The 24,472-nt window shown below is 72.0% G+C and carries 17 protein-coding genes; 7 read left to right on the top strand and 10 right to left on the bottom strand.

Features of this window, described 5'->3' with window-relative positions; translation table 11 throughout:
• Position 1 precedes the first annotated feature (1 nt).
• From J2S42_RS08300 to J2S42_RS08290, 3 genes are all read right to left on the bottom strand, one after another.
• Complete coding sequence (locus J2S42_RS08300) at positions 2-1,288, bottom strand: ABC transporter substrate-binding protein (RefSeq protein ID WP_307237065.1); 1,287 nt, start codon at positions 1,286-1,288, stop codon at positions 2-4.
• A 711-nt stretch (positions 1,289-1,999) separates the two neighbouring features.
• A complete protein-coding gene (locus J2S42_RS08295; RefSeq protein WP_307237062.1) occupies positions 2,000-7,672 on the bottom strand; it encodes a hypothetical protein in 5,673 nt (1,890 codons plus the stop codon).
• 549 nt (positions 7,673-8,221) lie between these two features.
• Complete coding sequence (locus tag J2S42_RS08290; protein WP_307237059.1) at positions 8,222-8,473, bottom strand: hypothetical protein; 252 nt, start codon at positions 8,471-8,473, stop codon at positions 8,222-8,224.
• A gap of 466 nt (positions 8,474-8,939) precedes the next feature.
• On the opposite strand from J2S42_RS08290, the gene J2S42_RS08285 reads away from it, so the two are divergent.
• Positions 8,940-9,359: an HIT family protein gene (locus J2S42_RS08285; RefSeq protein ID WP_307237056.1), complete on the top strand. Its 420-nt coding sequence runs from the start codon at positions 8,940-8,942 to the stop codon at positions 9,357-9,359.
• Positions 9,360-9,626: 267 nt separating this feature from the next.
• Here the strand turns inward: J2S42_RS08285 and J2S42_RS08280 are convergent, their stop codons facing one another.
• The 3 genes from J2S42_RS08280 to J2S42_RS08270 all read right to left on the bottom strand — a co-directional run bounded on the left by J2S42_RS08280 (position 9,627) and on the right by J2S42_RS08270 (position 11,959).
• On the bottom strand, positions 9,627-9,962 hold the full coding sequence (locus J2S42_RS08280) for a hypothetical protein (RefSeq protein WP_307237053.1): 336 nt from the start codon (positions 9,960-9,962) through the stop codon (positions 9,627-9,629).
• Positions 9,963-10,142: 180 nt separating this feature from the next.
• Positions 10,143-11,297: a sensor histidine kinase gene (locus J2S42_RS08275; RefSeq protein WP_307237050.1), complete on the bottom strand. Its 1,155-nt coding sequence runs from the start codon at positions 11,295-11,297 to the stop codon at positions 10,143-10,145.
• A complete protein-coding gene (locus J2S42_RS08270) occupies positions 11,291-11,959 on the bottom strand; it encodes a response regulator transcription factor (RefSeq protein WP_307237047.1) in 669 nt (222 codons plus the stop codon). Before J2S42_RS08270 ends, J2S42_RS08275 begins: the two co-directional genes overlap by 7 nt.
• Positions 11,960-12,045: 86 nt before the next feature.
• On the opposite strand from J2S42_RS08270, the gene J2S42_RS08265 reads away from it, so the two are divergent.
• The 4 genes from J2S42_RS08265 to J2S42_RS08250 are packed head-to-tail and all read left to right on the top strand — an operon-like array spanning position 12,046 to position 15,447.
• Complete coding sequence (locus J2S42_RS08265) at positions 12,046-12,510, top strand: lipoprotein (protein ID WP_307237044.1); 465 nt, start codon at positions 12,046-12,048, stop codon at positions 12,508-12,510.
• Positions 12,507-13,535, top strand: a complete 1,029-nt coding sequence (locus tag J2S42_RS08260) for an RND family efflux transporter (RefSeq protein WP_307237041.1) — start codon at positions 12,507-12,509, stop codon at positions 13,533-13,535. Before J2S42_RS08265 ends, J2S42_RS08260 begins: the two co-directional genes overlap by 4 nt.
• Positions 13,532-14,212 (top strand): ABC transporter ATP-binding protein, encoded by a 681-nt coding sequence (locus J2S42_RS08255; protein ID WP_307237038.1) that lies wholly within the window; start codon positions 13,532-13,534, stop codon positions 14,210-14,212. Before J2S42_RS08260 ends, J2S42_RS08255 begins: the two co-directional genes overlap by 4 nt.
• 20 nt (positions 14,213-14,232) lie before the next feature.
• Complete coding sequence (locus tag J2S42_RS08250; protein WP_307237035.1) at positions 14,233-15,447, top strand: ABC transporter permease; 1,215 nt, start codon at positions 14,233-14,235, stop codon at positions 15,445-15,447.
• A 101-nt stretch (positions 15,448-15,548) separates the two neighbouring features.
• Here the strand turns inward: J2S42_RS08250 and J2S42_RS08245 are convergent, their stop codons facing one another.
• On the bottom strand, positions 15,549-15,776 hold the full coding sequence (locus J2S42_RS08245; protein ID WP_307237032.1) for an SDR family oxidoreductase: 228 nt from the start codon (positions 15,774-15,776) through the stop codon (positions 15,549-15,551).
• 15 nt (positions 15,777-15,791) lie between these two features.
• On the opposite strand from J2S42_RS08245, the gene J2S42_RS08240 reads away from it, so the two are divergent.
• A complete protein-coding gene (locus J2S42_RS08240) occupies positions 15,792-16,358 on the top strand; it encodes a hypothetical protein (protein ID WP_307237029.1) in 567 nt (188 codons plus the stop codon).
• 101 nt (positions 16,359-16,459) lie between these two features.
• On the opposite strand, the gene J2S42_RS08235 is transcribed toward J2S42_RS08240, so the two are convergent.
• From J2S42_RS08235 to J2S42_RS08225, 3 genes are all read right to left on the bottom strand, one after another.
• A complete protein-coding gene (locus tag J2S42_RS08235; protein ID WP_307237026.1) occupies positions 16,460-16,855 on the bottom strand; it encodes a hypothetical protein in 396 nt (131 codons plus the stop codon).
• Positions 16,856-16,886: 31 nt separating this feature from the next.
• On the bottom strand, positions 16,887-18,896 hold the full coding sequence (locus J2S42_RS08230) for a DUF8224 domain-containing phage-derived protein (RefSeq protein WP_307237023.1): 2,010 nt from the start codon (positions 18,894-18,896) through the stop codon (positions 16,887-16,889).
• 189 nt (positions 18,897-19,085) lie between these two features.
• Entirely contained in the window at positions 19,086-21,500 is a 2,415-nt protein-coding gene (locus tag J2S42_RS08225; protein WP_307237020.1) for an ATP-binding protein, read from the bottom strand.
• Between the two features lie 234 nt (positions 21,501-21,734).
• Between J2S42_RS08225 and J2S42_RS08220 the strand changes: the two genes are divergently transcribed.
• Positions 21,735-24,467: a helix-turn-helix transcriptional regulator gene (locus J2S42_RS08220; RefSeq protein WP_307237017.1), complete on the top strand. Its 2,733-nt coding sequence runs from the start codon at positions 21,735-21,737 to the stop codon at positions 24,465-24,467.
• The last annotated feature ends 5 nt before the right edge of the window (positions 24,468-24,472 follow it).

The raw sequence follows: 24,472 nt of genomic DNA, 5'->3' as shown, positions 1-24,472 counted from the left end.
CTCAGTCCTTCTTCGCCGCGTCGTTGACGGCCGTGATGATCCCGGCGACGTCGCCCTTGCCGGCCAGCAGGTTCACCACACCGAGATTCAGCGCGTTGCCCACGTTCTGGCCGTAGACGGTGTCGAGCCACTGGGAGACGTAGGGCGCCTTGTTGTAGGCGTCGAGCACCGCCTTGAGATAGTCCTCGGTGACGGCGCTCTGCGCTTCCTTGGTGATCGGCAGCGAGTTGAAGGCCTTGTACTGCTCGACCTGCACGTTCTTGGTGACGAGGTAGTCGAGGAACTGGACGCACTCCTTGGGCGCCTCGGCCGAGCAGGAGTAGCCACCCGCGCCGCCCATGATGGCCGCCGGGTCACCCTGACCGCCCGGGACCGCCGGGAAGGGGAAGAAGCCCAGATCGGGCATCGGCTTCTGATCCTTGGTCAGCGAGGCGAGCACGCCCGGGTTCCAGGCGCCCATCAGCTCCATGCTGGCCCTGTAGTTGGCGACCAGGCCCGCCGAGCTGCCCGCGCCCTGCTGGGCGGAGGTGGTCAGGAAGCCGTCGTTGAACGGATCGGTGTCGGCGAACGCCTTGAGGTCGTTGCCGGCCTTGGTCCAGCAGGGATCGCTGAAGTCCTTCTGCTTCGCGGCGGTGTCGAGCGAGGCCTGACTGCACGCGCGCAAGGTGAAGAAGTAGTACCAGTGAGCCGCGGGCCAGGCGTCCTTGCCGCCGAGAGCGATCGGGGCGCCGATCGCCTTGAGCTTGGTCACCGCGGTGTTCAGCTCGTCGATCGTGGTCGGGGGCGTGGTGATCCCGGCCTCGGCGAACAGGTTCTTGCTGTACCAGAAACCCCCGGGCATGATCGACACGGGTACGGCGTAGGTCTTGCCGTCCACCTCGCCGGTCCCCAGGGCGGCGTCCCCCACGGCCTGCTTGGTCTCGGCGCTGATCTCGCCGGTGATGTCCTTGAGCTGGCCGGCCTCCACCATCGCGGCCATCTTCCCGCCGCCGCGCTGCAGGAAGATGTCGGGCGCCGAGCCGGAGTTGAGCGCGGTCTGAAGCTTGCCGTCGAGGTCCTCGTTCTGCACCTGCTGGATCTCGATCGTGACGTTCGGATGGGCGGCCTGGAAGTCGGCGACGGTCTTCTCCCAGAACGCCGCGCCGGGCCCGGTCGTGGCGTTGTGCCAGAACTGCATCGTGACCTTGCCGTCCGGCCCGGACCCACCGTCGCCGCCCCCGCAGGCGGCCAGGCCGGCGGCGGCCAGCACCATCACGGCGGCTACTGCGACGGTCCTCTTCGGAGCCATGGAAACCTCGCCTCTCGACACCGAAAGTTCCGGAGTGTTTCCGGAAGATGGCGCTAAGTTACGAGCCGTTCCGCAGCACGTCAAGACATCGATGGAAATTAGAATGGCGGGCGGAAAAAGTGTTGTCCGGGCCAGAGCGACCACGTCGCGCCTGAGGGGCTCGGGCCGGACGGGCCCGCCCGAGCACCCGGTTCAGCGCCGGCGGGCGGGCAGGCCCACCGGCAGGGCAGCAGCCCGTAGCCGCGCTGATCACCTCGGTGCCGTCATCGACCCCAGCCCCGGATGGCCTGTCCGGGCGTAAATGATCTCGACGGTGAGCCATGGGACGAGCTGAGAGCTTCCGGCCCGACGTGGCTTGCGGGGCGGCGGGATCGGTGAACTGAGCGCCTGGCGGACGGTGCGTCGTGACCGGCCGGCAGGGTCGCGGCGGGAGGGGGTCACGGGTCCTCGCCCGGCCGAGATGAGCTCGATCTTGACATCGCCGTTGCCGATGAAGGTGAAGAGCGCATCCTCCGATCCGAACTGCGCGAGAACTGTGAAGTTCACAGCCGGCGACTCGGCGAGGCCGGCACGGTCGCGGTCCTGCCCGGAGCCGCAAGCAGTTCGTCGGCGAAGAAACCTGCACGTCGGTATCGGCTTCGCCCGTGGCAACACTGCGGGGGCGGTTCGCGGATGGTGCAGGCAATCGGTCGTGGTCAAAAGGCGCCCGGCTCAGCAATTGGCGACGATGTAGTTGAGGGTTTCGATCAAGTCGGCGTGCGCGAAGCGCCCCTCGGCCCGTAGCCGGTCGCGTAGCGCGTCGAGCCGGCCGACGAACGAGGTGCGGTCTGTCCGGTCCACACAGTCCGGTGGTGGCGTGCCGGCCGGACGCGCCGTGCTGGACACTGCGCTGGTCTTGCCGAGGATGCGAAGCAGCTCCGGGTCGGTGTGCGGGTCGGCGGCGGCGCGTTCGTCGGAGAGGTTCAGCACGTCGAACACCGACTCGAAGACCTGAATCACCGCCAGGTCGGCCTTCGTCGCCGCGGTGGCACGCAGGAGCGTGAGCGCGTCCGCCTGCGACATCCGCCCGGCCATGACGATCTCGAACAGCAGGCCGTCCATCCGGTACCGTTCGGCCCGGCCGCCGCTCTGAGCCAGGAAGTCGTGGGCGAACGCGGCCGGGACCGGTCCGCCGGTCCAGGGCGGCTCGATGTCGAGCACCGAGGTCGTGGACGGGACCGGGTGATCGGTGGGCGCGGCAGGCATGCCCAGCGCGACCTGGAGGCCGGCCAGCCGTGCGCCGTCCGGCTCCGTGTCGACCAGCGCACGCAGCACGTCCCGTACCCCCGGATCGGTCAGCTTCTGCTCGTTCTCCCGGTGGAACCGCTCCACGCCGTCCCCTGCCGTGAGCAGGCCGGCCAGCACCGGAGGCACGAACCGCCCCCATGTGACGACCGGCAGCGCGACCGCCTCCCGCAGCAGCTCCGCGCTGATCAGGCCGGTCTGCGTCGCCAGCTTGCCGTCCTGCTGGAACAGGCGCCACACCATCTCGACGTCGTCCGTCATGGCCTGCTGGACGACGATCGGCCGGAACCGCCTGTGCAACGCCGTGAATCGCGCGCCGGTCACGGTGGTGCCCAGCGTGGCGAACACGATCGGTGTCTCGCCCCACAGCCGGTGCTCGCGCAGCGCGCTCTCCAGCTCGTCCATCGTGTGCGTTGCGGACCCGCTCAGGTTCACGGTCAGCACCGGACGGCCCAGACCGGCGGTGAGCGCGTTCAGATCGCCGAACGGCCAGGTCCCGATGGTACGCAGCGCGGGCGTCTCCCGCGCTGCGGTGAGCCTGCCCGTCCACAGTGGTGCGAGCGCGCCAATCGCGCCGGGATCCAGCCGGAGCAGTCCGGACGCGGCATGGTCGAGCGCGGCGACGAGGTCGCGGACCTGGCCGGAGTCCGCGGTCGCGGTCTTCAGGCCGGCGACGGCGGCACGCCAGCGTGCGGCCTCGTCCGAGTTGGGGAACCGCGCGAGCGTCGCGTTGACTCTCGGCTCCGCGGCCCGGGCGTGCTTGCGCAGCTGATCGAGCCGGTGACTGGTCTCCAGGCCGCGCAGTGCCGATGGGATTCCCGGCGGGTTCTGGAATTCGACCCGGGCCAGGTAGGTCTGGTGGTGGTCCCATTGGGACGACGGACCGGGCCGGTGGGCCGTCCCGACCGCGGGCGCTGCCGGGTTCTCCGAGCTGCTCGCGACGATCGCGTCGACCTGCTCGACGGCGTCTCGCACGTCGGGGGCCAGGTTCCGGCTGCGCATCCCCTCCAGCAGCCACCCCACGTGCTCGACGTGATTGTGGTTGCCGGCGAGCACGTCGCGTAGCGTCGACGGGACCCCGCTCTCGTCGCCGGAGGCCACCGCGGCCACGGCCCCCAACGTGTCGCGGAGCACGATGTCCAGCGGCTCGGCGTCGTCGACGAGCGCGAGCAGACTCTGGAGGTCCGCGACAGCGCGCGCTTCGATCACCGGGCCCGGATCCGCCGGCTGCCTGGGCGCGTCGGAGTCGGAGTCGGAGTCCGACTCCGGCGAGCGGTCCAGCATGTGCCGCAGGATCTGCTGACGGTCGGTCGCGTTCTCCGCGTCGAGCAGTTGGTAGATCTCCGGCGTGATGCCCAGATCGCCCAGTGCCCAGGCCATGGCTTTGCGTCGCACGTCGATCGGGGTCTGGGCCTTGTCGAACAGGGCGGAGATCCGGTCGTCGACCAGCCGTCGGATCTTGGGGCCGCCGGCCTCCACGAACGAGGCCAGACCAAGCTGCGCGAAGTAGGCGGTCGTCGGGTCGGTCACGGACGCCCAGGCCTCGACGGCGAGCTCGACCAGACGATCCGGCAACGGCCCGGACCCGGTGAGGTCGTGTGCGGACCGCGCCCAGTGGCCCCGAGACTCCTGGGACAGACGCGCGAAGAGCGAATCGACGATCTCGAACGCGCCGTCGAGGTCGTCGCGGAGCATCGCGCCGAGCGCCTCCACCATGCGGCGTTGATCGGCCGGCACGTCGACGGCCCGCAGCACGGCCTGCGCCGCGCCGAATCCGTCAGGGCCGGCTGTGCTCAGCAGATCCCGCAGCGCTTCGAGCCGAGCCGTCATGGTGTTCGCCTGGATGAGCGCCAGCGCGTGCTCGGCCGCCGCCGTGACGCGCGCGGAGGTCTCCAGCGCGCGGAACAGCGCCCCGGCCGCCTCGTACTGCTGCTCCTCGATGAGCGCGAGGCCGACGTCGTACCACGGCGACGTCGTACCGGGCGCGGAGCCGCTGTCGTCGGCGGTCGCCCATCTGTCGTCCGTGACGGCGTCGAACCAGGCCCTGGCGTCCGGCGGTGCGATCTCGTAAGCGATCTTCCGCATCTGCCCGCCGAAGGCCTCGTCCTGCTCCATCGGCGCACGCCGGGTCAGCATGCTGGTCCACTGCTCCCGATCGGTGTCGCTGAGCCCGGCGTTCGCGATTGCGGTCTGCCGGGCCGAGCCGTCCAGGTCACCGTCCTGCGCCAGCGCAACCGCGCGGAACATCGCGGCCGTCGGGTTGTCCACGCCGGGGTCGGTCACCCGCAGCCGCACGGTGTGCAGTGGCGGCTGGTCCGCTATCCGCGCGTACTCGGTCCGGATGACGTCGGCGATCGTCCGGAAGTAGTCGCGTAGTTCGCGCATCGTGACCCGGCGGGCGCCGAACGAACGCACCTCCAGGATCGCCAGACCGTGCCGGAGCCGGCCGCCGTTGGTGTCCAGCTCGGAGAAGAGGGTGATCGGGCCGAAGACATCGCGCGGGTCCAGCGTCCGGCCGGTGACCGAGGCGCGCACGTACTCGTCCGCCGTCGGCGCGGTCCCGGTCCGATAGCCGCTCCAGTTCTCGGCGGTGATCCCGGCCCGATCCGGTTTGAGCTTGCCGACCTGCCGCATCCGGCCCAGGAATGCCGGGTTGTTCCGCAGATACGACCGGCCGATCCCGTCTCGGACCTCGGTCGCGTGCAGTGCCAGGGCGAATGCCTCCCACCAGGGCAGGTCGGCCCAGTACAACCGATGATCCTGTCGGGACAGCGTGGCGATGTGCGCCTTCTCGACGGTGTCACTCGGTACCCAGGAATCCAGGTAGCCGGACGTGTGCGAGTAGACGAGTGTCAGGACGCCTTCGAGGGCTTCGGACACGTACGCCGTGCCGGCCAGGCCGTGCGACGCAAAGAACTCGTCGAGCCGCCCGGCCATCTCGGCGCCGAACGTGGCGCCTTCCGCCTGACCCGCCTTGGTCCGGTACGGGACCGGGCCGAAGAAGCTCTCGTGGGTGATGCTGTCGTCACGCCAGGTCCCGTCCGTGACGGTTTTCAGCACCGGTTTGATGATCGCCGGCGCGACACCGAACGACATGTGCCCGTGGTTGCCGCCGGCGTCGCCCACCGGCGGGGCGCCGATCGTCGCGCCGGCGGCCAGCGGGGTGAAGCCGAACCCGAGCCCGGAGAGCAGTAACTGAAGGCGGGTGTCGGGGGTTCCGGGCTCGGTGTCGACCTGTTCGAAGCGCTCCTCGAGCGCGATCAGCCGGTCCCAGAACCCGTCCGTGTCCTGGATGCGGTTCTCTTCGCCGGGCAGGATGCCGAGGACACCGGCGCGCACCTCCACGACGGCGGTTTGCTCCGACTCCTCGTCCGAGCTCTTCGCCGTCAGGTGGTACGCGCCGTCCCGCTCATACAGCCACTTCTTTTCGATGAGCAGGTCGATGCTGTGGTCCGCGGTGTGCGCGAGGATGATGTCACCGTCCTCGTCCTCCTCGCGCGCGGGCAGTTCGAGCGGCATGGTGCGCTCGGCCTCGATGCCGCCCCCGCGGTATCCGCGGCTGATCGGGGCGTCGATGACGGACCGTGCCGTGGACTGCGATTCCGGTGCTGCTGCACGTGTGCCGGCCGACACCACTCCGGTCGGATCGATCATGATCGCCCGGGTGTACGCGGCGGATTCCGCCGGAAGTTCTGCGGGCGCACCCACCCGTGGTGCCGTACCGGCGCTGGTCAGGTTGATCCAGAGCACGCCCCGATCGGACGTGTGGTAGGCCGCGTAGACATGACCGGCCGCAGCGTTGGTCCGTTCGGTCAGCACGACCGCCAGTGAGCCCGGGCCCAGTCCCGGCTCGTCCGTGAGCCGGCCGGTCAGCTCGTCCCAGCCGCCGAACCGCTGCCAGTCCTGCCGGTCGCCGAGCCATGACTCGGCGGCCCGGCCGACGCCCGGCTCCTCACGCATGTGCAGGACGCGCACGCCGTCCTGGTGCAGCCGTCCGACCAGGTCCTGGATCAGCGCAAGGCACTCCGCCAGTGTCCGATCGCCGTGTACGGCCGCGGCATGCTCGCCCGACTCGACCACCCGGCCGAACAGCTCATGGATCTGCCCCTCACTCAGCGCCGCACGCGCCGGCGTCCCGGCCGGCGTGACGTCCCGAGCCACGACGTGAGCGGCCGGGGCCGGCCCCGGTAGGCCGGTGGCCGGCTGGCCGGTTGCGTCCACCCGGAGCACGGCGGGGCGCCCGCCGGGCAGCGCGCCCAGCAGAGACACCGCGTCCGGTGCCGTCATCGCCCGGATCGAGGCGTCGCCGTCCAGCTCCAGGTCGATCCAGGCCAGGCCGTCCGGGCGGGACACCAGCCAGCCGAGGCCGGGCCGTCCGCCGCCGGCCAGGTCCGTCGTGACCAGTGCACCGGAGCCCGGGGCGGCGACGAGCGCGGATACCAGCGCGCCCGGCTCGGTGGCGACCGCGGGACCGCCCCAGGCACGCAGCACGTCGTCCGCGCCGATCGGGCGCACGCCGCGCAGCAACGCGGCCGGGTCGGCGCCGGGTGGCGGACCGTAGAGCGCGATGCCGGCCGCGAGCGCATAGGCGGCACCGGACCGGCCGCGCTGCCCGTCGCCACGCAGCCTCAGCGGGATGCGCAGCCCGTCACGGATCGCGGCCGCGCCGGCGGTCAGCTCCTCCAGCCGGGTCCAGGACGGCTCGCCGCCGTCCAGGACCGTGCGCAGCGTCTCGCGCGCGGCGGCCTGGACGCGCGGCAGCACCCGTACCGTGGCCGGATCTGTCTGGGTTTCCAGACCGGTGACACCGAGCGGGACGAGGCGGGCGGACGGCGTCAGACCGGGGCCGAACGTGGCGTGTGCGGGCAGGTCGAGCGCGTCGGCGAGGTCCATCCAGGCGGCCGGGTCGACGCGCTCGCCGGGGAGCGTGCCGAGCATGAACCGGTCGCGGATCGGGGCGGGGATCTCCTCCAGCGCGCGACGGACCCGGTCGAGCGCGCCGATGCCGATCGTGGCCTGGACGTAGACCATGATCGAGCCGGTGACGCGCGGCGACTGCATCGCGCCGGTCAGCGCGGCATGGTCGACCGGGTCGGACATCGCGCCGTCGTGGTAAAAAACGCCGCCCGGCACCGCGATGAAGCGACCATCCGCGCAGATCAGAAAGGTATCCCCGGCACCGGCCACGTCACACTCCTCACCAGGCGCGCAAGGACAGCCGCCGCGCCGACGCCGGATTGACGTGGCACCGTCCGTCTCGGTTCATCACCGGTTCACAGAAATGGTGGATCTGCCTGCACCCTTACCCTCGGCGTGAAGATCGGGTGATTCGATGCCGCCGATTTCCGCGCCTTGGCGACAGGCCCGGTCGTTCCCGCCGGAATGATGTGCCGCTGTGGAAACGTATGCCCAGCGCCCGCCGGCCTCGTCGCGCCCGGCGGCGGACCACTGTGGTGCCCCGCCCGCGAGTGGAGCCTCGGCGCGTACGACGAGCGGCGGGCGACGGAGCTGGGGTGGCGCGGACCGGACCGGCGGACAGGAACTGGTCGCTGAGCGTCGCCTCGTCCGGGATGCAAGCGACGCCCACGGCACCGGGGGAGAGGTGCAGCTGCAGCGACCGCATGGGCGTGGCCGAGGTGGCCCGCCGCGTCATGACCGGACGCGACGACGCAGAAGAGCCGGGACCGCGGGAGTCGCGGGCCAGCTGTCCCGGTCCCGGCGCTCCATCAGGAACTGGCCGCTGGTGATCAGGACCAGCATCGACCGGCCGGGCCGGAACGCGAACTCCTCGGCGCGGGGCCGATCGGCGTACGTCACCGCCTCGACCGATCGCCAGCCCAGAGGTGCGCTCGACCCGAGCATCCGGGACGGCAAGCCCGCCGCCGCTCGTTCGCCTCCCATCGCTCCACCGTGCGTTCGACCTCGCGCCGGCCGTGCATCGCATCCACGCCGGTCCGCGACCGGTCGATCCCCCCGCCGTCGGCACCTGTGTCGACCTGGCCTGGCCTGGCACGGCTGGGGTGCCGACCGCGCGGAGTCGGCCCATAACACCGCGAACCGCGTCGCGACGCTCTACACCGGCACCGCCCGCGGCGGCACCGCGTACCAGATCCCGCCGGGTGCCTCGATCCCGTCGATCGCGTTCGGCTCCAACAGCGTCTACGTGTACTGAGCGCCCCACCGCGGCCCGGCCGCCGCCCGTACGCGGGCGGGGCGGGCCGCCGTGCCGTCCTGATCACCTCGGATACCCACCAGCTCCGCACGGCGTTCGACCGCCCCCCGAGGCCGCCGGGACCGGTAGCCAGCTCCCTTCGTACCCACTGGCACGTAATGTCCTGAGTTTGATGGGGGATACTATGCATGTCTCATGTGGACGGAGTGGATGGCGATGGCGACGGTGTTCACGCAGATCATGAACGGGGATCTGCCGGGGCGGATCGTGTGGTCCGACGAGCGGGTAGCGGCCTTCCTGACGATCGCGCCGCTGACCGCGGGGCACACGCTGGTCGTGCCGCGGGCGGAGATCGACGACTGGACGCAGCTGCCGGCGGAGCTGCTGGGGCACGTCATGACGGTCAGTCACCTGGTGGGGGCGGCGCTGAAGCGGGCCTACGATGCGCCCCGGGCCGGACTGGTGATCGCCGGCTTCGAGGTGCCGCACGCACACGTGCACGTATTCCCGGCGTTCGGGATGGAGGACTTCGACTTCAGCCGGATCGAGACGAACGTTCCCGCCGAGCGCCTCGACGACGATTTGAAGCGCATCCGGGCCGCCCTGAACGGCTGACGGGCCGGCACTCCGATCGTCCGCCGGGTCCGGTTGCCGCCGGCCGGATGTCTGCTGTGGCACCGCCCCGGCCGGTCCGGTCGGTTGCCCTGCCGGCCGGGGCCGTCGCGTGGCCTGATGGCACGCTCCGAACCGCGGATCTGCGGGCTGTGTGGCCTCTGTGGGGTGAGGTCACGTAGCGCTCTACACCCCAGAGAGTCCTGCAGTGACGGCGAGTGATCGCAGCCGACGGCATAACGTTGCGCTCGTTGCGCACGCCGGTGGCGATCACAGCACGTCGTACGCTTCGTCGGTCTGCGTGCCGTCGGGCGCCCGGACCGTGACGGTGCGGGCGGTCTCGTCGAGTCCGGTGACAGCGCCGTGCACGATCCGGGTGCGGTCCAGGACACGGAGCCGGCTGAATGCGATGTTGTACTGATCGGCCCAGCGTTCCGGACGGGCGGTCCGTAGTCCGACGTCGCGGCCGGCGATCCAGGCGCTTCTCGTGGAGATGCCGACCAGGTCGAGGTAGCGGTGCTGGCGGGCGAGTGCGGTCGTGGCGATGAGCCCGGTGTCACCGAGGCCGGCGATGACGACCCGGGTCCGGCTGGTGGTTGGGTGCACGCCTGTCCTTCGTCCACGCCGGCCTCTCCGTCATGGTCACGGGGAACGCGTCATCATCTGAGCGATCATGCCCGCGCCCTCTCCCGGCCGGGGCCGGTGCGAACCGCCGCCGACATGAATGCCGCGACCTGCCATTGACCGAATGCTGGGGCGGTCGTGCCCGCACCGGGCATTGCGTTGTCAGGATTCGCCGGAGGCCGCGGGGAGCGCTAGTTCGGCGGTCAGTCCGCCGTCCGGATCGGCCCGCAGCGTGAGTGTCCCGTCGTGGGCGTCCGCCACCGCGGAGACGATCGCCAGCCCGAGCCCGTGCCCGTCACCGCGGGTGAGGGACCGGCCGCGACCGCGGCTGAACGGCTCGGTCATCGTCGCGATCGCCTCGGCCCCGATCGGCTCTCCGGTGTTGGCCACCGTGATCCGCGCGATGCCGTCGCCGGCGGAGAGCCGCACGGTCACGCGCCCGCCGGGCCGGTTGTGTCGCACCGCGTTGCGCAGCAGGTTGGACACCGCGTGCCGTACCAGCACCGGATCCCCGGCAGCGACCGCCTCGCCGGTCGGCATCCCGAGCGTCACCGCGCCGGACGCGGCCTCCGCGGCCAGCTCGCCGGCGCAGGCGCCGGCCATCCCGGCCAGGCTGATCGGCTCGCGTGCGGACGTGCCGGTGTCCGCGTCCGCCAGGTCCAGCAGCGCCTCGACCGTGTCGATGCTGGCCCGGTTGACCTCGCGGACCCGCTCGGCGAGCGCGCGCAGCTGACCGGCCGAGGCCGCCGGGTCGGCCAGCGTCACGTCGATCATGGTCTTGGTGGTGGCCAGCGGGGTGCGCAACTCGTGCGAGGCGTTGGCGGCGAAGCGGCGGTGCGCGTCGAAGGACCGCTCCAGCGAGGCAAGCATCCGGTCGAACGTGTCGGACAGGTCGCGGATCTCGTCCCGGGGGCCGTCGAGGTCGACCCGGTGGTCGAGCGCGCCGGTCGCGGCCCGGGTGGCGGCCGCGTTGATCACCGCGAGCGGCGCGATGATCCGTCCGGCGACGATCCACCCGACGCCCGCCCCGGCCGCCGCCAGCAGCACCAGCGCGCCCAGCGACGCCATCAGCAGGTTGCGTAGGAAGTCCTCGGCGCTGGTGATCGCGATCCCGCCGTCCGGCGCCACCACCCCCGCCTCCGGGGACGCCGACACCGCACGTACGTCCTCGACGTCGGGGATCGGCATGAGGTGGTAGCTGGGCACGAATCGCATGTAGAGGTAGACCAGCGTGATCAGCACGCCGCCGGCACCGGTGACCAGGCCCGCGTAGCTGAGCGTCAGCCGCACCCGGATCGTCAGCCGGCGGGTCAGCATGTTGCCCGCCCGAAGCGGTACCCGGCGCCCGGCACGGTCTGTACCACCCACGGCTCCCCGAGTCGTTTGCGCAGGTTGGAGATGGTGACCCGAGTGGTGTTGGTGAACGGGTCGGCGTTGGCGTCCCAGGCCTTCTCCAGCAGAGTCTCGGCGCTGAGCACGCCGCCGTCGGCCAGCATCAGCAGGTGCAGGATCGCGAACTCCTTGCGGCTGAGCCGGACCAGCCGGCCGTCGCGGTAGACCTCCCGGCGGAACGGGTCCAGCCGTATCCCGCACGCGTCGATCACCGGCGGGCGGGCCGGCTGGGTCCGGCGTTCCAGCGCCCGCAGCCGCGCCACCAGCTCCGGGAACTCGAACGGCTTCACCAGGTAGTCGTCCGCGCCGAGCTCGAACCCGGCGACCCGCTCGCCGAGCGTACGGGCCGCGGTCAACATCAGCACCCGCAGTTCGGGACGGCCGGCCGCGATCCGGGCGCAGACCTCGTCGCCGTGCATGCCGGGCAGGTCCCGGTCGAGCAGCACCACGTCGTAGTCGTTGGCCTCGATCGACTCCAGCCCGGTCTCGCCGTCGCACGCCACGTCGGCGGCGATCGTCTCCCGGCGCAGGCCCAGCTGGATGGCGTCGGCCAGGTACGGCTCGTCCTCGATGATCAGCACACGCACCCCGGCAGCCTGCCACGCCCGGCCTTGCGTACGCATAAAGGATTTTCTGAACGCCCGGGTTACCCGCCGGCTGGTCGGGTAGCGGCATGCGGAAATCACTTGCCGTCCTGTCCCTGATGGCCGCGCTGAGCGGCTGCGCCAGCACCCCGCCGCCCACCGCGGACAAGCCCGCCACCCTGGAGCAGTACCAGCTCGACATGGCCGCCTGCATGCGCGAGCAGGGCGTCGACATGCCCGACCCGCAGGGCAACGCCGGCGTGGCCCTCGACGTCTCCGGGCTCGACATGGCCGCGGTACAGGCCGCCGCGCAGGCCTGCCAGCAGAGACTGGGCCCGCCACCGGCAGCCGACGGCGGACCTGGAAAGACCGGCGAGGAACGCCTCGCCGATCAGCTGAAGATCGCGCAGTGCCTGCGCGAGCACGGCGTCGACGCCGAGGATCCGGTCCCGGGCGGCGCCATGGAGCTGCCCGCGGACCTGCCGGAGGCCGCGGCGCAGGCCTGCGGCATCGGTGGCGGAGTGCAGCCGGCGATGCCGGGGAAGCCGGAATGAGGCGCCGCCTGCTGCTCGGCGCCGGCGGCCTGCTCGCGGTCGCCGCGGGCGCCGGCGTACGCGCCGTCGCGGCGTCCTCCGCCGGCCCGGCCCTGGCCCCGGTCTTCTCCGGCACCACCGCGGAGATCGTCCGCGGCGATCTGCGCGGCAGCACGGCCGTGGCCGGCACGCTGCGGTTCACCGGCGCGCGCACGATCCACGCCGCCCGGTCCGGCGTGCTGACCGAGCTCCCGGCGCCCGGCACGGTCATCACGCTGGGCAAGCCACTCTACGCGGTCGACAACGCCCCGGTGGTGCTGCTGCGCGGGCGGAAACCCGCCTGGCGCGACTTCCGGATCGGGATGGACGACGGCCCCGACGTGCGCCAGCTCGAGGAGAGCCTGCGCACGCTCGGCCTCCTCCACCACGCGCCGGACAACGAGTTCGGCTGGCCCACCGCGGACGCGCTCGAGAAGTGGCGCGACGCCGCGACGCTCCCGCTGGACACGATCATGTTCGCCGAGGAGGATTTACGGGTCGGCACGGTCACCGCGCGCCCAGGCGACCGGGTGGCGCCGGGCACGCCACTGTTCGAGGCGACCGGCACCACCCGGGTGGTCGACGCCGACGTCCCACTCGCCGACCAGCGGCTCGCGGTCACCGGCACCGAGGTCGGCCTGGCGCTACCCGGCGGCCGGACGAGCAAGGGCAGGATCTCCTCGGTGGGTACGCCGACGGAGCGCCCCGACGCGAAGAAGACGATCATCCCGGTGGTGGTGACGCTCGCCGACCCGGCCGCCGCCGGCGATCTCCAGCAGGCGTCGGTGACCGTGGACCTGCCCAGCGAGCACCGCACGGACGTGCTCTCCGTCCCGGTCGGCGCGCTGCTCGCCATCGACCCGCAGCGCTTCGGCGTCGAGGTCGTCGGCGCGGACGGCGCCACCCGGACCGTGCCGGTGACCACCGGCCTGTTCGCCGCCGGGCGGGTGGAGATCAGCGGCGACGGCATCGCGGCCGGTCAGCGCGTGGTGGTGCCCGGCCGATGACCGACCCGATCGTGATCCTCGACGACGTCCACCGCTCGTACGGCGACCCACCCGTGCACGCCTGCGCCGGCGTCACGCTGCGCATCGGCCCGGGTGAGCTGTGCGCGATCGCCGGCCCGAGCGGCTCCGGCAAGTCCACGCTGCTGCACCTGATCGGCACGCTGGACCGGCCGACCGCCGGCACCGTCCGGATCGACGGCCGGGACGTGGGCGCGCTCGACGACGACGCGCTCTCCGGCCTGCGCGCGCACCGGATCGGCTTCGTCTTCCAGCAGTTCCACCTCGCCGACGGTGTCGACGCGGTGGACAACGTCGCCGACGGCCTGCTCTACGCCGGCGTTCCCCGCGTCGAGCGCCGGCGCCGCGCGGTCGCCGCCCTGGAACGCGTCGGCCTCGGTCACCGGCTGCACCACCGCCCGCACCAGCTCTCCGGCGGAGAACGGCAGCGGGTCGCGATCGCCCGCGCCGTCCTCGGCGATCCGCCGCTGCTGCTCGCCGACGAGCCGACCGGCAACCTGGACACCGCCTCCGGTACGGCCGTGGTCGCCCTCCTGCACGAGCTGCACCGGCAGGGCACCACGGTCGTGGTGATCACCCACGACCCGGCGCTCGCCGCCCGTCTGCCCCGCCGCATCGCCATTCGCGACGGCCGCATCGTCGAGGACACCGCCGCATGACCGACCACGAAGGATCGCACATGACCGGACCCGGGGAACGTCGCGCCGCAGCCGTGGACCGGTCCCGGCTGCGCGCCGCGGACCTGGCCCGGCTCGGCACCAGCGGGCTGCGGACCCGGCCGGCGCGGGCGGTGCTCTCCGCGCTCGGTATCGCGATCGGCATCGCCGCGATGATCGCGGTCGTCGGCATCTCCGCGTCCAGCCGGGCCCGCCTCGACGCCGAACTGGACCGTCTCGGCACCAACCTGCTCACCGCGACCGCCGGATCGACGTTCACCGGCGAGCCGGCGGTGCTGCCGCCGGACGCGCTCGGCCGGGTCGGCCGGATCGGTGGCGTCGAGTCGTCCAGCAGCACGGCCGCACTCGACGTGCCGGTCTACCGCAGCCCACTGACCGACCCGGCCGAGACCGGCGGCCTGTCCGTCCTCGCCGCCGACCTGCGCCTGCCCGGTGTGGTGACCGCGACGCTGCGCAGCGGCGCCTGGCTGAACGCGGCGACGGCCGAACACCCGGCCGTCGTGCTCGGCGCCACTGCCGCCGACCGGCTCGGGGTGCTCACCCCCGGCACACAGGTGTGGCTCGGCGGCATGTACTTCACCGTCGTCGGCGTTCTCGACCCGGTCCCGCTCGCGCCGGAACTGGACCGGGCCGCCCTGATCGGTGCCCCGGCCGCCACCCGCCTGTTCGGCTTCGACGGCAGCCCGACCACCATCTACGAACGCTCCGCGGACGCGGCCGTCGAACGGGTCCGCTCGCTGCTCGGCCCGGCCATCTCGCCCGAGTCCCCGGACGAGGTCGAGGTCGGCCGCCCGTCCGACGCGCTGGCCGCGCGGAACGCCGCCGACCGGGCCTTCACCGGCCTGCTCGTCGCGCTCGGCTCGGTAGCGCTGCTGGTCGGCGGCATCGGCGTGGCCAACACCATGATCATCTCGGTGCTGGAGCGCCGCCGCGAGATCGGCCTGCGCAGGTCCTTGGGGGCCACCCGCCGCCACGTCCGCCGGCAGTTCTTGGCCGAGGCGCTGCTGCTCTCCGCCCTGGGCGGCGTCGCCGGCTGCGCCCTCGGCGCCACCGTCACCGCCGCCATGGCGATCCTCAACCGCTGGCCGTTCGCCCTGCCCGGCCTCCCGGTCCTGGCCGCCCTCGCCGCGACGCTGGTCATCGGCGCCCTCGCCGGCTTCTACCCCGCGGTCCGCGCCGCCCGCATCCCGCCCACGGCCGCCCTCAACACCCAGTGAGTCACGCCGCCCCGGCCGCCGGACTTTCTTCGAGCGGCCGGGGCGGCACCCGGACGCCGATGGTGGCGCGACGGGCACTCACCCGACGGGCCGGACTGCGCTCAGTGGGCGGTGAGTCCGCCGTCGACGACGAGTTCGGTCCCGGTGATGGAGGACGACTCGTCGCCGGCCAGGAAGAGCATGGCGGTGGCGACCTCGTCCGGGCGTCCGGCGCGGCGCATCGGGGTGCGGACGAGGTCCGGCTGCCGGTGCCTCTGGCGTGACCCGCGCGTGGATGCGGCCGGGCCGCGCGGTCGCCGAACCGGGCGCACGGCCGGGCTCGTGATCATCTAGAGTCGGCAGCCGTGTCGATCTTCTCGCGTATTTTCGGCGGTGGCCGGGAACAGCCGGAGCCGTCTTACGATCCTCAGTCGCCGGAAGGGCTCGCGGTCCGCTGGATGCGCTGGGTCGCGTCCATCGAGAGCGCCCGGCACCCGATCTCGGACCGGACCGGCCAGTTCGCCGGTGAGCAACAGCCGGACGACGTGTTCTTCCTGGCCGGCACGTTCGGCGGCGAGGCCGATCGGCGGTGCGTGGTGCCCGCGGACACGCCGCTGTTCTTCCCGGTCGTCAACGTCTGGTACTGGAACACGAGCCAGCCGGGCCGCCCGTTACCGCACGACGCGTACGGTGTGCTGATCGTGGACGGCGAGGACGTCACGCCGGACCCGATCAGCACGCCGACGCCGTTCACGGTCGTCGGCGCGAAGGGCAACCCGGCCACCGGCGGTCACGGGCCGACCCGTGCGACCGTGTCGGGGCTGTGGAAACGGGTGGACCCGCTGCCGCCGGGCGAGCACGTCATCCGGTTCGCCGGTGGCTTCGGATCCGGCTTCTCGGTGACCGTCACCTACCACCTGACCGTCAACTGAGCAGCTCGCCGACGCGCACGGACCGATCTCTCGACAGGCTCAACAAGCTCTGGCGAACTCGGCGCGGGTCAGCGCCGCGAGTGACGCGGCGCTGACCTGCGCTACAGGTTGTTGATCCGGGCGAGCAGCTCCGCCTCGGTCAGGTTCTCCAGGGCTGCGTCCTGCTTGCGGCCGAGGATGGCGATCAGCTTCTCCTTCTCCAGTTTGTTGGCCGCCGCCGCCTTCGCCGCCTGGTCCTCGGCGAGGCGGACGGCGATGACGTGCTTGACGACCTCCAGCTTGGTCTCCAGGGTTGCCTTGGCCGGATTCGTCTCGGTGGCCACGAACGACTCGGTGTCGATGGCCTTGAGCTCGGCGTGGACGGCCTTGGCCACGTCGTCGAGGCTGAAGCCGGACTTGGCGGTCAGCGGAAGCTCCCACAGCTGCTCCGTGGTCAGCTGGCCCTTGGTCGACGGGTAGCGGAACTTCTCCCGCGTGGCCTTCTCGAAAATGGTCATGATGGTTCCTCGGGTGTCCGGTTACAGGAGATCAGAACTGGATGCTCATGAGGCGACGCCGCCCGCCGGTCATGGTCACCTTGGCGAGGACGGAGTCGCGGACCGTGGAGCTGAAGCCGAGACCGGACAGCTGATCCGGGGTCGGCTCGCACTTGGTGCGGTCGCCGAGAACCTCGAAGACCTTGCGGTGCGGCTGCAGGTCGCCGCGGAGGAACTCGTTGTAGATTCCCCGGGTCGGCTGGTCGTTCACGCAGCCCTTCAGCATGAAGAAGTAGTGGCGGTTGCCGACCTCGTTGCCGTCGAAGTAGTTCGGCGAGTACATGACGGTCGACACCGGCACGAACTGTTCGGTGGTGATACCCCACAGGTCCCTGCCCACGCTGCCCGCCTGCATGTCCTTGCCCGGCCGGAAAGCGGTGATCACCTCGCCGGTGACCGTCATCCGGCCCACCTCGACGGTCTCCTTGTGGCCGACCGCCCGATCGTAACGGTAGTGCTCGATCTTCCCGTTGCTCTCGGTCTCGATCACGAAGCCGGCGTCGGTGCTCTCCCGCTTGTTGTACTGGTTGACCTCGATTCGGTATTCACCGTCGGGAACGATGCCGGTCCAGGTGACGTTCTCCACCGGTTCGCGGGAGAACGCACCGCCGGCGTTCATGTCGACGTCCAGTTTGTTGCGTTTCTCCTGGTACCAGATGTGGTCGCCGTTGGGTTCGAACACGTGCAGGTCGAGGTCGTCGTGGTTGAACCAGGACAGGCTCACCCGCAGCTTGCCGGTGACGTTGCCGCCGGCCCGCTTCACCCTCTCCTTGATCGAGTCGGTGACGTTGCCGCCGTAGGACCAGGCGAAATCGTTGTCCCAGGTGAACAGCCGCGGGGCGTCCGGGTGCCGGCCGGTGGTGAGACTGACGAAGTGCGGTTCGTGGCTGTTGGCGACCCACAGGTCGATGCTCGCGGCGCCGGGCAGGACGTCCTTCAGGAAGGCGACCACGGGGATCTCCTCCGGCTTCCCGTCACGCGGGCCCGCACCGGACGGCCTGGTGGTGGCCGCCCGCATGAGCAGCCCTTCGAGGCCGTCCTTCATCCGCGGCTGGATGTCGTTGTCGACCCACAGCACGTTGGTGACCGAGACGTCGGACAGCCGGGCGAACCGTCGCTGCAACGACTCCTCGATGCCCAGGTCGTCGATGGTCCGCATGGCGGCCCTGACCATGGCCGGGGTGATCAGCGCGGTGGGGCGCTTGTAGTTCTGCGGCGCCACCTTCGCCTCGAACGACCGGACCGCCTGCTCCAGGCCGACACCGGCGGAGAGGTCTTGGACGAGGGTGCCGATCACCGTGTTGCGGAACCGGGCCGCGGGACTCGTCGCGTTGGCGAACACGAAAGCCCGCCGGTCGACGGCCTGCGCCCACCGGTTCTGCAACGACCGGAACTCGGCCACGGCCCGGCGATGCTCGGTGCCGCGGTAGAGGGCGTTGCCGTCGATCAGGTCGGCGACGGTGTCCAGGGCCTGCGGGGCGAGTTCGGCCAGGCCACGCTCGAGCACCTGCACGGCGGCGTCGAAGTCGCCCCGTGCCGCCCCTGCGTCCCTGGTGCGGTGCCGCTTGTCCACCCGGCCGTGCAGGTGGTGCCACACCTCGACTTGGCCGTCGCGCAGCGTCCGGGTCGTCTTCGCCCCGTACTGTGCCTCCGCGGTCCGGAAAATGCCGGTCAACGGCAGCGTACGGACGAACTCGTCCATCGCGGCGGCGACGACGGAGAAGACCGGGTCGGAGGCGGACACCCCGGACCAGACGGTGCGGACCTGTCCGTCATGGATCTCGACGACGGTACCGACGTTCTTGATGAAACCACGGCAGGTCGAGCAGTCGTACTCGGAACGCTCACGGAACCGGCGATTGGTGCCGGCGGGGAAGGAGTCGAGAAAGGTGAGCCAGAGCGAGTCCCGGTCGAGACGGTCACCGACGACGTACAACTCGCGCGTGGACATCGCGGACAGACGTGTCGTCACATCCGCTACGAATCGCTGGAAATCACTCACCGTGCCAACCTCCTTGACCTCCGGAGATCTTAGGAAGCACACGCAATCGGGAAAACGCATTTCCGCCGAGGAAGCTGCTTCACGCCGGAACGGTGTCGCCGAGCGCGAGGGTGAGTGCGGCGAGGGCGGCGGACGCGCCGGCCGTACCCGACCGCCGAAACCCACTGACCGAACAGCCGGAAACACCGGTCACGGTACGGACGCCGCGTCGGCGCCGGCCGGTTGCAGCGCTGCCAGTTTCGCGCGGATCGCGGCAGCGTCGGGATGGTTCAGGTCGTCGAGGATCGTCAGCGCGTCCGTCCACGCCTGCCGGGCCGGCTCCGGGCTGCCGTCACTGCGCAGCGCCTCTCCGAGGTGGGTGAGCGTCTCGGCCTCCTGGAAGCGGTCACCCAGCTGCCGGAAGAGTCCGATCGCCCGTCGGTGACAGGCGATCGCGGAGGCGTACCGGCCGAGGTGCTGATGCGCGTACCCAAGGCTGTCCCAGGTCGCGGCGAGCCCCGGAACGTCGTCGAGGTCGGTGAGCAGCGCGATGGCCCGTTCGCAGCAGCCGACCGCGGGCTCGTACTCGCCGCGCAGCACGTGGTGCCAGCCGGCGGCGTTGAGGGCTCGGGCCTCCCAGACCCGGTCGGCGGCCGCGGCGAACAGCTCCAGCGCGCGTTGGGCGTGAGCCAGGCCCGTACGGTGCGGATCGTGCCGGGCCAGCAGGTACGCCAGGTCGATGTTGCAGCGTGCCTCGAACAGCGGATCGTCCACCTGGTCCGCGAGATCCAGGGCACGTCCGAGATTGGCCACCGCGGCCTCGAGCAGCCCGAGCCGGACCTGTGCCCGCGCCAGGTAGCGCAGCGCGTGGGCCTGGCCGGCGAGGTCGGCCGCGCGGCGGGCCGCGGCCAGTGCCACGGCCTGACATTCGGTGAGATCGTGCCAGCGGCCCCGGCGGTCCTGGAAATCGCACAGTGCCCAGGCCAGCATCCAGGCGTGCCGGTCGAAGTGCAGTTCCGCGGCACGGTGGACCCCGGCGACCAGTACCGGGTACTCGGTGCCGACCCACGCATCGGCACGTTCGACGTCGACGATCTCTTCCACCGTCACGCCGACGGTGGGCGCGGCGAGCGGAACGGGGCGGCGGTTGGGCTCCACCAGCATCGCGGCGCGGTAGAGCGGGTGGAGGTAATGGTCGAACAGCCGCTCTGCGCCGCTGTGGCGGCCCGCGTTGTCGTCCACCTGCCGGGCGCGCTCGGCGGCGAAGGCGTGCAGCAGGTCGTGGATGACATACCGGCCGGGACCGTGCCGGGTGATCAGGTGCGCCCGGACGAGTTCCCGGACCAGGCGTTCCGCGTGGGCCGGGTGGACGCCGGCCAGACTCGCCGCGGCGGCCACCGAGATGTCCGGCCCGGGGTGCATGCCCAGCAGCCGGAACAGCCGCGCCGCGGCAGGCGTCAGGGCGTCGTGGGACCAGGAGAACACCGTGCGTACGTCGGTGGCGGGGTCGTCGTCGGTCGTCAGCGGATCGAGCCGATCGCCGGCGGCGTGCAGTTCGGCCGCTATCCTCGACAGCGACTGCGCGGGCCGTCCCGCGGCACGGGCGGCCACCACGGCGAGCGCCAGCGGCAGCCCGGCGCAGCGGGCGACGATGTCGTCCAGCGCCACCGGCTCCGCGGCCACCCGGGCGGCACCCAGCCGGGCCGTCAGCAGGTGCACCGCGTCGTCCGCCGGGAGCAGGTCCACCGTGATCGGCTTCGCGCCGTGCGAGGCGACCAGACTCGGCAGCTGGTTACGGCTGGTGACCAGCACCAGGCAGCTCGGCGTACCGGCCAGCAGGGGGCGCACCTGTGCCGTGTCGAGAGCGTTGTCCAATATGATCAGCATGCGCTTGCCGGCCACGAGGCTGCGGTACAGCGCGGCCTGCGCGTCCGGCTCGGCGGGAATGCGGGAGGAGGCCACGCCCAACGCCTCCAGGAAGCCGCGCAGCGCCCGCTCGACCGGCATCGCCATCCCGCTGGGGTCGAATCCGCGCAGGTTGACGTACAGCTGGCCGTCGGGGAAACGGTCCGCGACCCGGTGCGCCCAGTGCAGCGCCAGCGCTGTCTTGCCCGCGCCGGCCGTACCGCCGATCGCGGAGATGACGAACGTGGACTCCGGGCCGGGGCCGTCCGCGAGCCGGTCGAGTTCCGCCAGTTCCCGTGACCTGCCGGTGAAGTGCGCCACGGCGGCGGGCAGCTGACGGGGTACCACCGCGGTCCGCGTGGCACCACCGGCCGGAGTGGGGGTGCCGCGCCCGGTGCGGGGCCCGCGCCGGGCTTCGGCCACCCGGTCCCGGGCGGTGGCCAGCGCGCCGCACTCCTCGGCCGTCGCGCCGAGCAGCCGGATCAGGACGTCGAAGCGATCGGTGGGGGCCAGCGTCCGGCCGGTGAAGTACTCCGCGATGGCCGCCACGGAGAATCCGCTCGCCGCCGCGAGCTCGCGGTACGTCAGCTCGGAGTCAAGCCGGTCGCGCGCGTGTCGGCGCCGGAGCCGGCGCAGCAACTGTGCCAGCTGAGCCACCGTCCGGACGTCCGCCGCGTCGGCGAGGCTGCGGCTGCCGGCTCGGCCGCGATCGTGGGGCATGCCTTCGTCTCCTGTCGATCGCTGCGATACGGAGCAAATCACCACAGACAATGCGTACGGGCGCCAGAACTGATTTCTTCGCGGCTGTCAACTCCGGCGATCGGAGCGTCTGCCGATTTCTGGACGCGTCTGCATTCTGCCGCTTCTCCTTTCTACCGCTGCCAAGATCCGAGCACCAGCAGTCTGTCCACAGTGGTTCGGATGAGTGCGCGGAGGCGCGGCGTGGAGGATGCGATGAGTGCAGCGGAGCCGGCCCCGATGATCGGCCGGGAGCGTGAGATCGCCGTCATATCGACGGCGTTGTCCCAGCTCACGGTAGGCTCGGCCCGGGTGATCACGGTGACGGGTGACCCTGGCCTGGGCAAGACCCGCCTGCTGGAGGAGGCCACCCGCCTCGCCGGCGTGCACGGCCACCCGGTGCTGGCCGGGCGGGTGCCGTACGGCAGTCGAGGCCCGGCCGATCCGCTGTCCGACGCACTGCACGACTATCGTTACGGCATCGACCGGGCAGAATCCCCGCGTGACCTTCTCGCCCGTATCGCCGCACCGGGTCTGGTCCTGATTCTCGACGACATCGACCGCGCCGACCCGGCCGCGGTCGTGGAATTGCTGCGGCTGCTGCGCCGGCCGCCGCAGGCGCCGGTGCTGATGCTGATGGCATACCGGCCCCGGCAGGTCGCGGCGTGGCTGCACCAGTACGTCACCGGCGGCAGCCATCCCCGTGCGGTCGACTGGCTGCCCTTGGCCCCGTTGGACGGCGACGAGGCGGCCCGGCTGGTCGCTGCGGATCCCCTGCTGTCGTGGCGGCCTGCCCTTCACTCCGACAGCGGCGGCAATCCCCGCTATCTGCAGGTGCTGGCGGGTCAGGGGACCGGGATCGCTCCGGGTACCTGGGCACTGTCCGGGGAACTGGCCGACCTGTCGCCGGCCGCACAGCTGGCCGCGTCGGCGGCCGCCGTACTCGGCGATCCGTTCGCGCTGGCCGTGGTCGGCGCCGTGGCCGAGCTCACCGGACCGGAGCTGCATGCGGCGATCGACGAGTTGGCCCGGCAGGACCTGGTCCGGCCGGTCGAGGCAGACGGCCGGTTCGTCTTCCGGCACCCGGTGGTCGGCACGGTGGCGTATGCGGCCGCGGCCCCGGCCTGGCGGCTGGCAGCGCACGCACGGGCCGCGCTGGCGCTGCGGGCGATCGGCACGTCGCCGGACGCCATGGCCCACCACGTCGAACGGTCGGCAGCCGTAGGCGACCGCGAGGCGATCGCCCTGCTCGTCGCGGCCGCCCGCGCGGACGGTGAAACCATGACGCCGACCAGGTCGCGCTGGCTGCGCGCCGCACTGCGGCTGCTGCCGGCGGACAGCCAGGCGCCCCGCCCGGCCACCCTGATGGTCGCGCTCGCCGCGGCCCTCGCCGCCGAGGGACGCCTCGCGGAGAGCCGGGTGACGCTGCACCGGGCGTGGCCGGCGGCTGTTGCGCACCATTCGCGCACGTACGACCTGGTCGCCGGCCTCGGCGCGATCGTGGAATGGCTGCTGTGCCGCGGCGCGGAGGGCCGGGCACTGCTGGACCGGGCGGCCGGCGCCACCTCGGGCGCGTCCACCGCGGTCCGGCCGACGCGCTCGCTCGCGCTGGCCGTCATCGACCTGGCTGACGGTTCCCTCGACGGCTGCCGTCGGTGGTCAGCCGACGCGCTGACCGGCGCTGAGCACTCCGGTGACCGGGCGCTCGCCGGCGTCGGGCACGGGCTGATGCTCGTGGCGGACTGCCTGGATGCCAGAGCGGACGACGCCGCGCCCCGGCTGGACGCGCTGGCCGCGATGGTGGACGGGCTGGTCGACAGCGAACTGGCCGGCAACCTCGGTGCCACCGGACTACTCGGCCTGGGTGAGATGATGTTCGGCCGTCCGGTCGACGCGCTGCGGCACCTGGACCGGGCGCTGACCGTGGCCCACGCGTCCGGAACCCTGCTCGCCGTGCCGCACCTCCAGGCCGGGCGCGCATTCGTGCTGCGCGCGCTCGGCCGGCTCACCGAGGCGACCGTGGCCGCCGCCGAGGCCGTCGAACTGGCGACCACATCGGGCAGTGACGAGCAGCTGGTGCTGGCGCTCGCCGCGCGATGCTGCGTCGCCACCTGGACCGGCGACCGGGACGGTGCCCTGCGCGCCGGCGCCGCGGCCACCGGGTGGCGGGCGCGGCGGCCCAGCCGATGGGTGACGGCGTTGGCGCACCGGATGTACGCCGAGGCACGCCTGGCCGGCGGTGGTCGTGAGGGCAGCCGCACCCTGACCGATGCACTGGGCGGAGCCGACCTGCCCGAGCTGGACCGATGGTCCCGGCCGTACACGTACGAGCTCCTGACACGGATGGAACTGGCGGACGACAGCCGGGCCGATGCCATGGAATGGGCGATCCGGGCCGGCGGTACGGTCACCGCATCCGGCCCGCCCCAGCGGGCCGGCATGGCGGAGCTGGCGATCGCCGAGGCACTCGCCGCGGAGGAACCGGTCACCGCGCAGTGCCATGCGGCCACCGCGGCGCGGCTGCTGGACGCCTCCGGCCTGCGGCTGGATGCGGCGCGCGCCTGGCTGGCCGGTGGTGTCGCGGCCGCCTCCGGCGGTGATCCGCAGCAGGCGGCCGCCCAGTTGCGGCGTGCGCAGGCCGTCTTCGATGCGGCCGGGGCGCACGGCTGGTCGCGGTACGCGGTGGCCGAACGGCGCCGCCTCGCCGGCCGGGCACCCCGTACCGGCACCGCCGCACCGCGGTCCGGCCTGGACACGCTCACCAGCCGCGAGCGTCAGGTGGCGATGCTGGTCAGCGAAGGATTGACGAATCGGCGGGTGGCCCAGCGGCTGCACGTCACCGAGAAGACGGTGGAGACACACCTGTCGAGGATCTTCGCGAAACTGTGCGTCGGATCGCGGGTGGAGATGGCCCGGGTGTGCCTGGATCCGACCTCCCGGACGAGCTGAGCGGG

Origin of the sequence: Catenuloplanes indicus (assembly GCF_030813715.1) — a bacterium.
Classification (GTDB): Bacteria; Actinomycetota; Actinomycetes; order Mycobacteriales; family Micromonosporaceae; genus Catenuloplanes; species Catenuloplanes indicus.
This window is presented reverse-complemented; position numbering and strand designations above follow the sequence as displayed.

Bases quoted from the DNA above. Each gene is read 5' to 3' on its own strand.
- J2S42_RS08300 (WP_307237065.1), bottom strand. From the start codon at position 1,288: ATGGCTCCGAAGAGGACCGTCGCAGTAGCCGCCGTGATGGTGCTGGCC.
- J2S42_RS08295 (WP_307237062.1), bottom strand. From the start codon at position 7,672: ATGTCCGACCCGGTCGACCATGCCGCGCTGACCGGCGCGATGCAGTCG.
- J2S42_RS08290 (WP_307237059.1), bottom strand. From the start codon at position 8,473: ATGGGAGGCGAACGAGCGGCGGCGGGCTTGCCGTCCCGGATGCTCGGG.
- J2S42_RS08285 (WP_307237056.1), top strand. From the start codon at position 8,940: ATGTGGACGGAGTGGATGGCGATGGCGACGGTGTTCACGCAGATCATG.
- J2S42_RS08275 (WP_307237050.1), bottom strand. From the start codon at position 11,297: ATGCTGACCCGCCGGCTGACGATCCGGGTGCGGCTGACGCTCAGCTAC.
- J2S42_RS08265 (WP_307237044.1), top strand. From the start codon at position 12,046: ATGCGGAAATCACTTGCCGTCCTGTCCCTGATGGCCGCGCTGAGCGGC.
- J2S42_RS08260 (WP_307237041.1), top strand. From the start codon at position 12,507: ATGAGGCGCCGCCTGCTGCTCGGCGCCGGCGGCCTGCTCGCGGTCGCC.
- J2S42_RS08255 (WP_307237038.1), top strand. From the start codon at position 13,532: ATGACCGACCCGATCGTGATCCTCGACGACGTCCACCGCTCGTACGGC.
- J2S42_RS08250 (WP_307237035.1), top strand. From the start codon at position 14,233: ATGACCGGACCCGGGGAACGTCGCGCCGCAGCCGTGGACCGGTCCCGG.
- J2S42_RS08245 (WP_307237032.1), bottom strand. From the start codon at position 15,776: ATGATCACGAGCCCGGCCGTGCGCCCGGTTCGGCGACCGCGCGGCCCG.
- J2S42_RS08235 (WP_307237026.1), bottom strand. From the start codon at position 16,855: ATGACCATTTTCGAGAAGGCCACGCGGGAGAAGTTCCGCTACCCGTCG.
- J2S42_RS08225 (WP_307237020.1), bottom strand. From the start codon at position 21,500: ATGCCCCACGATCGCGGCCGAGCCGGCAGCCGCAGCCTCGCCGACGCG.
- J2S42_RS08220 (WP_307237017.1), top strand. From the start codon at position 21,735: ATGAGTGCAGCGGAGCCGGCCCCGATGATCGGCCGGGAGCGTGAGATC.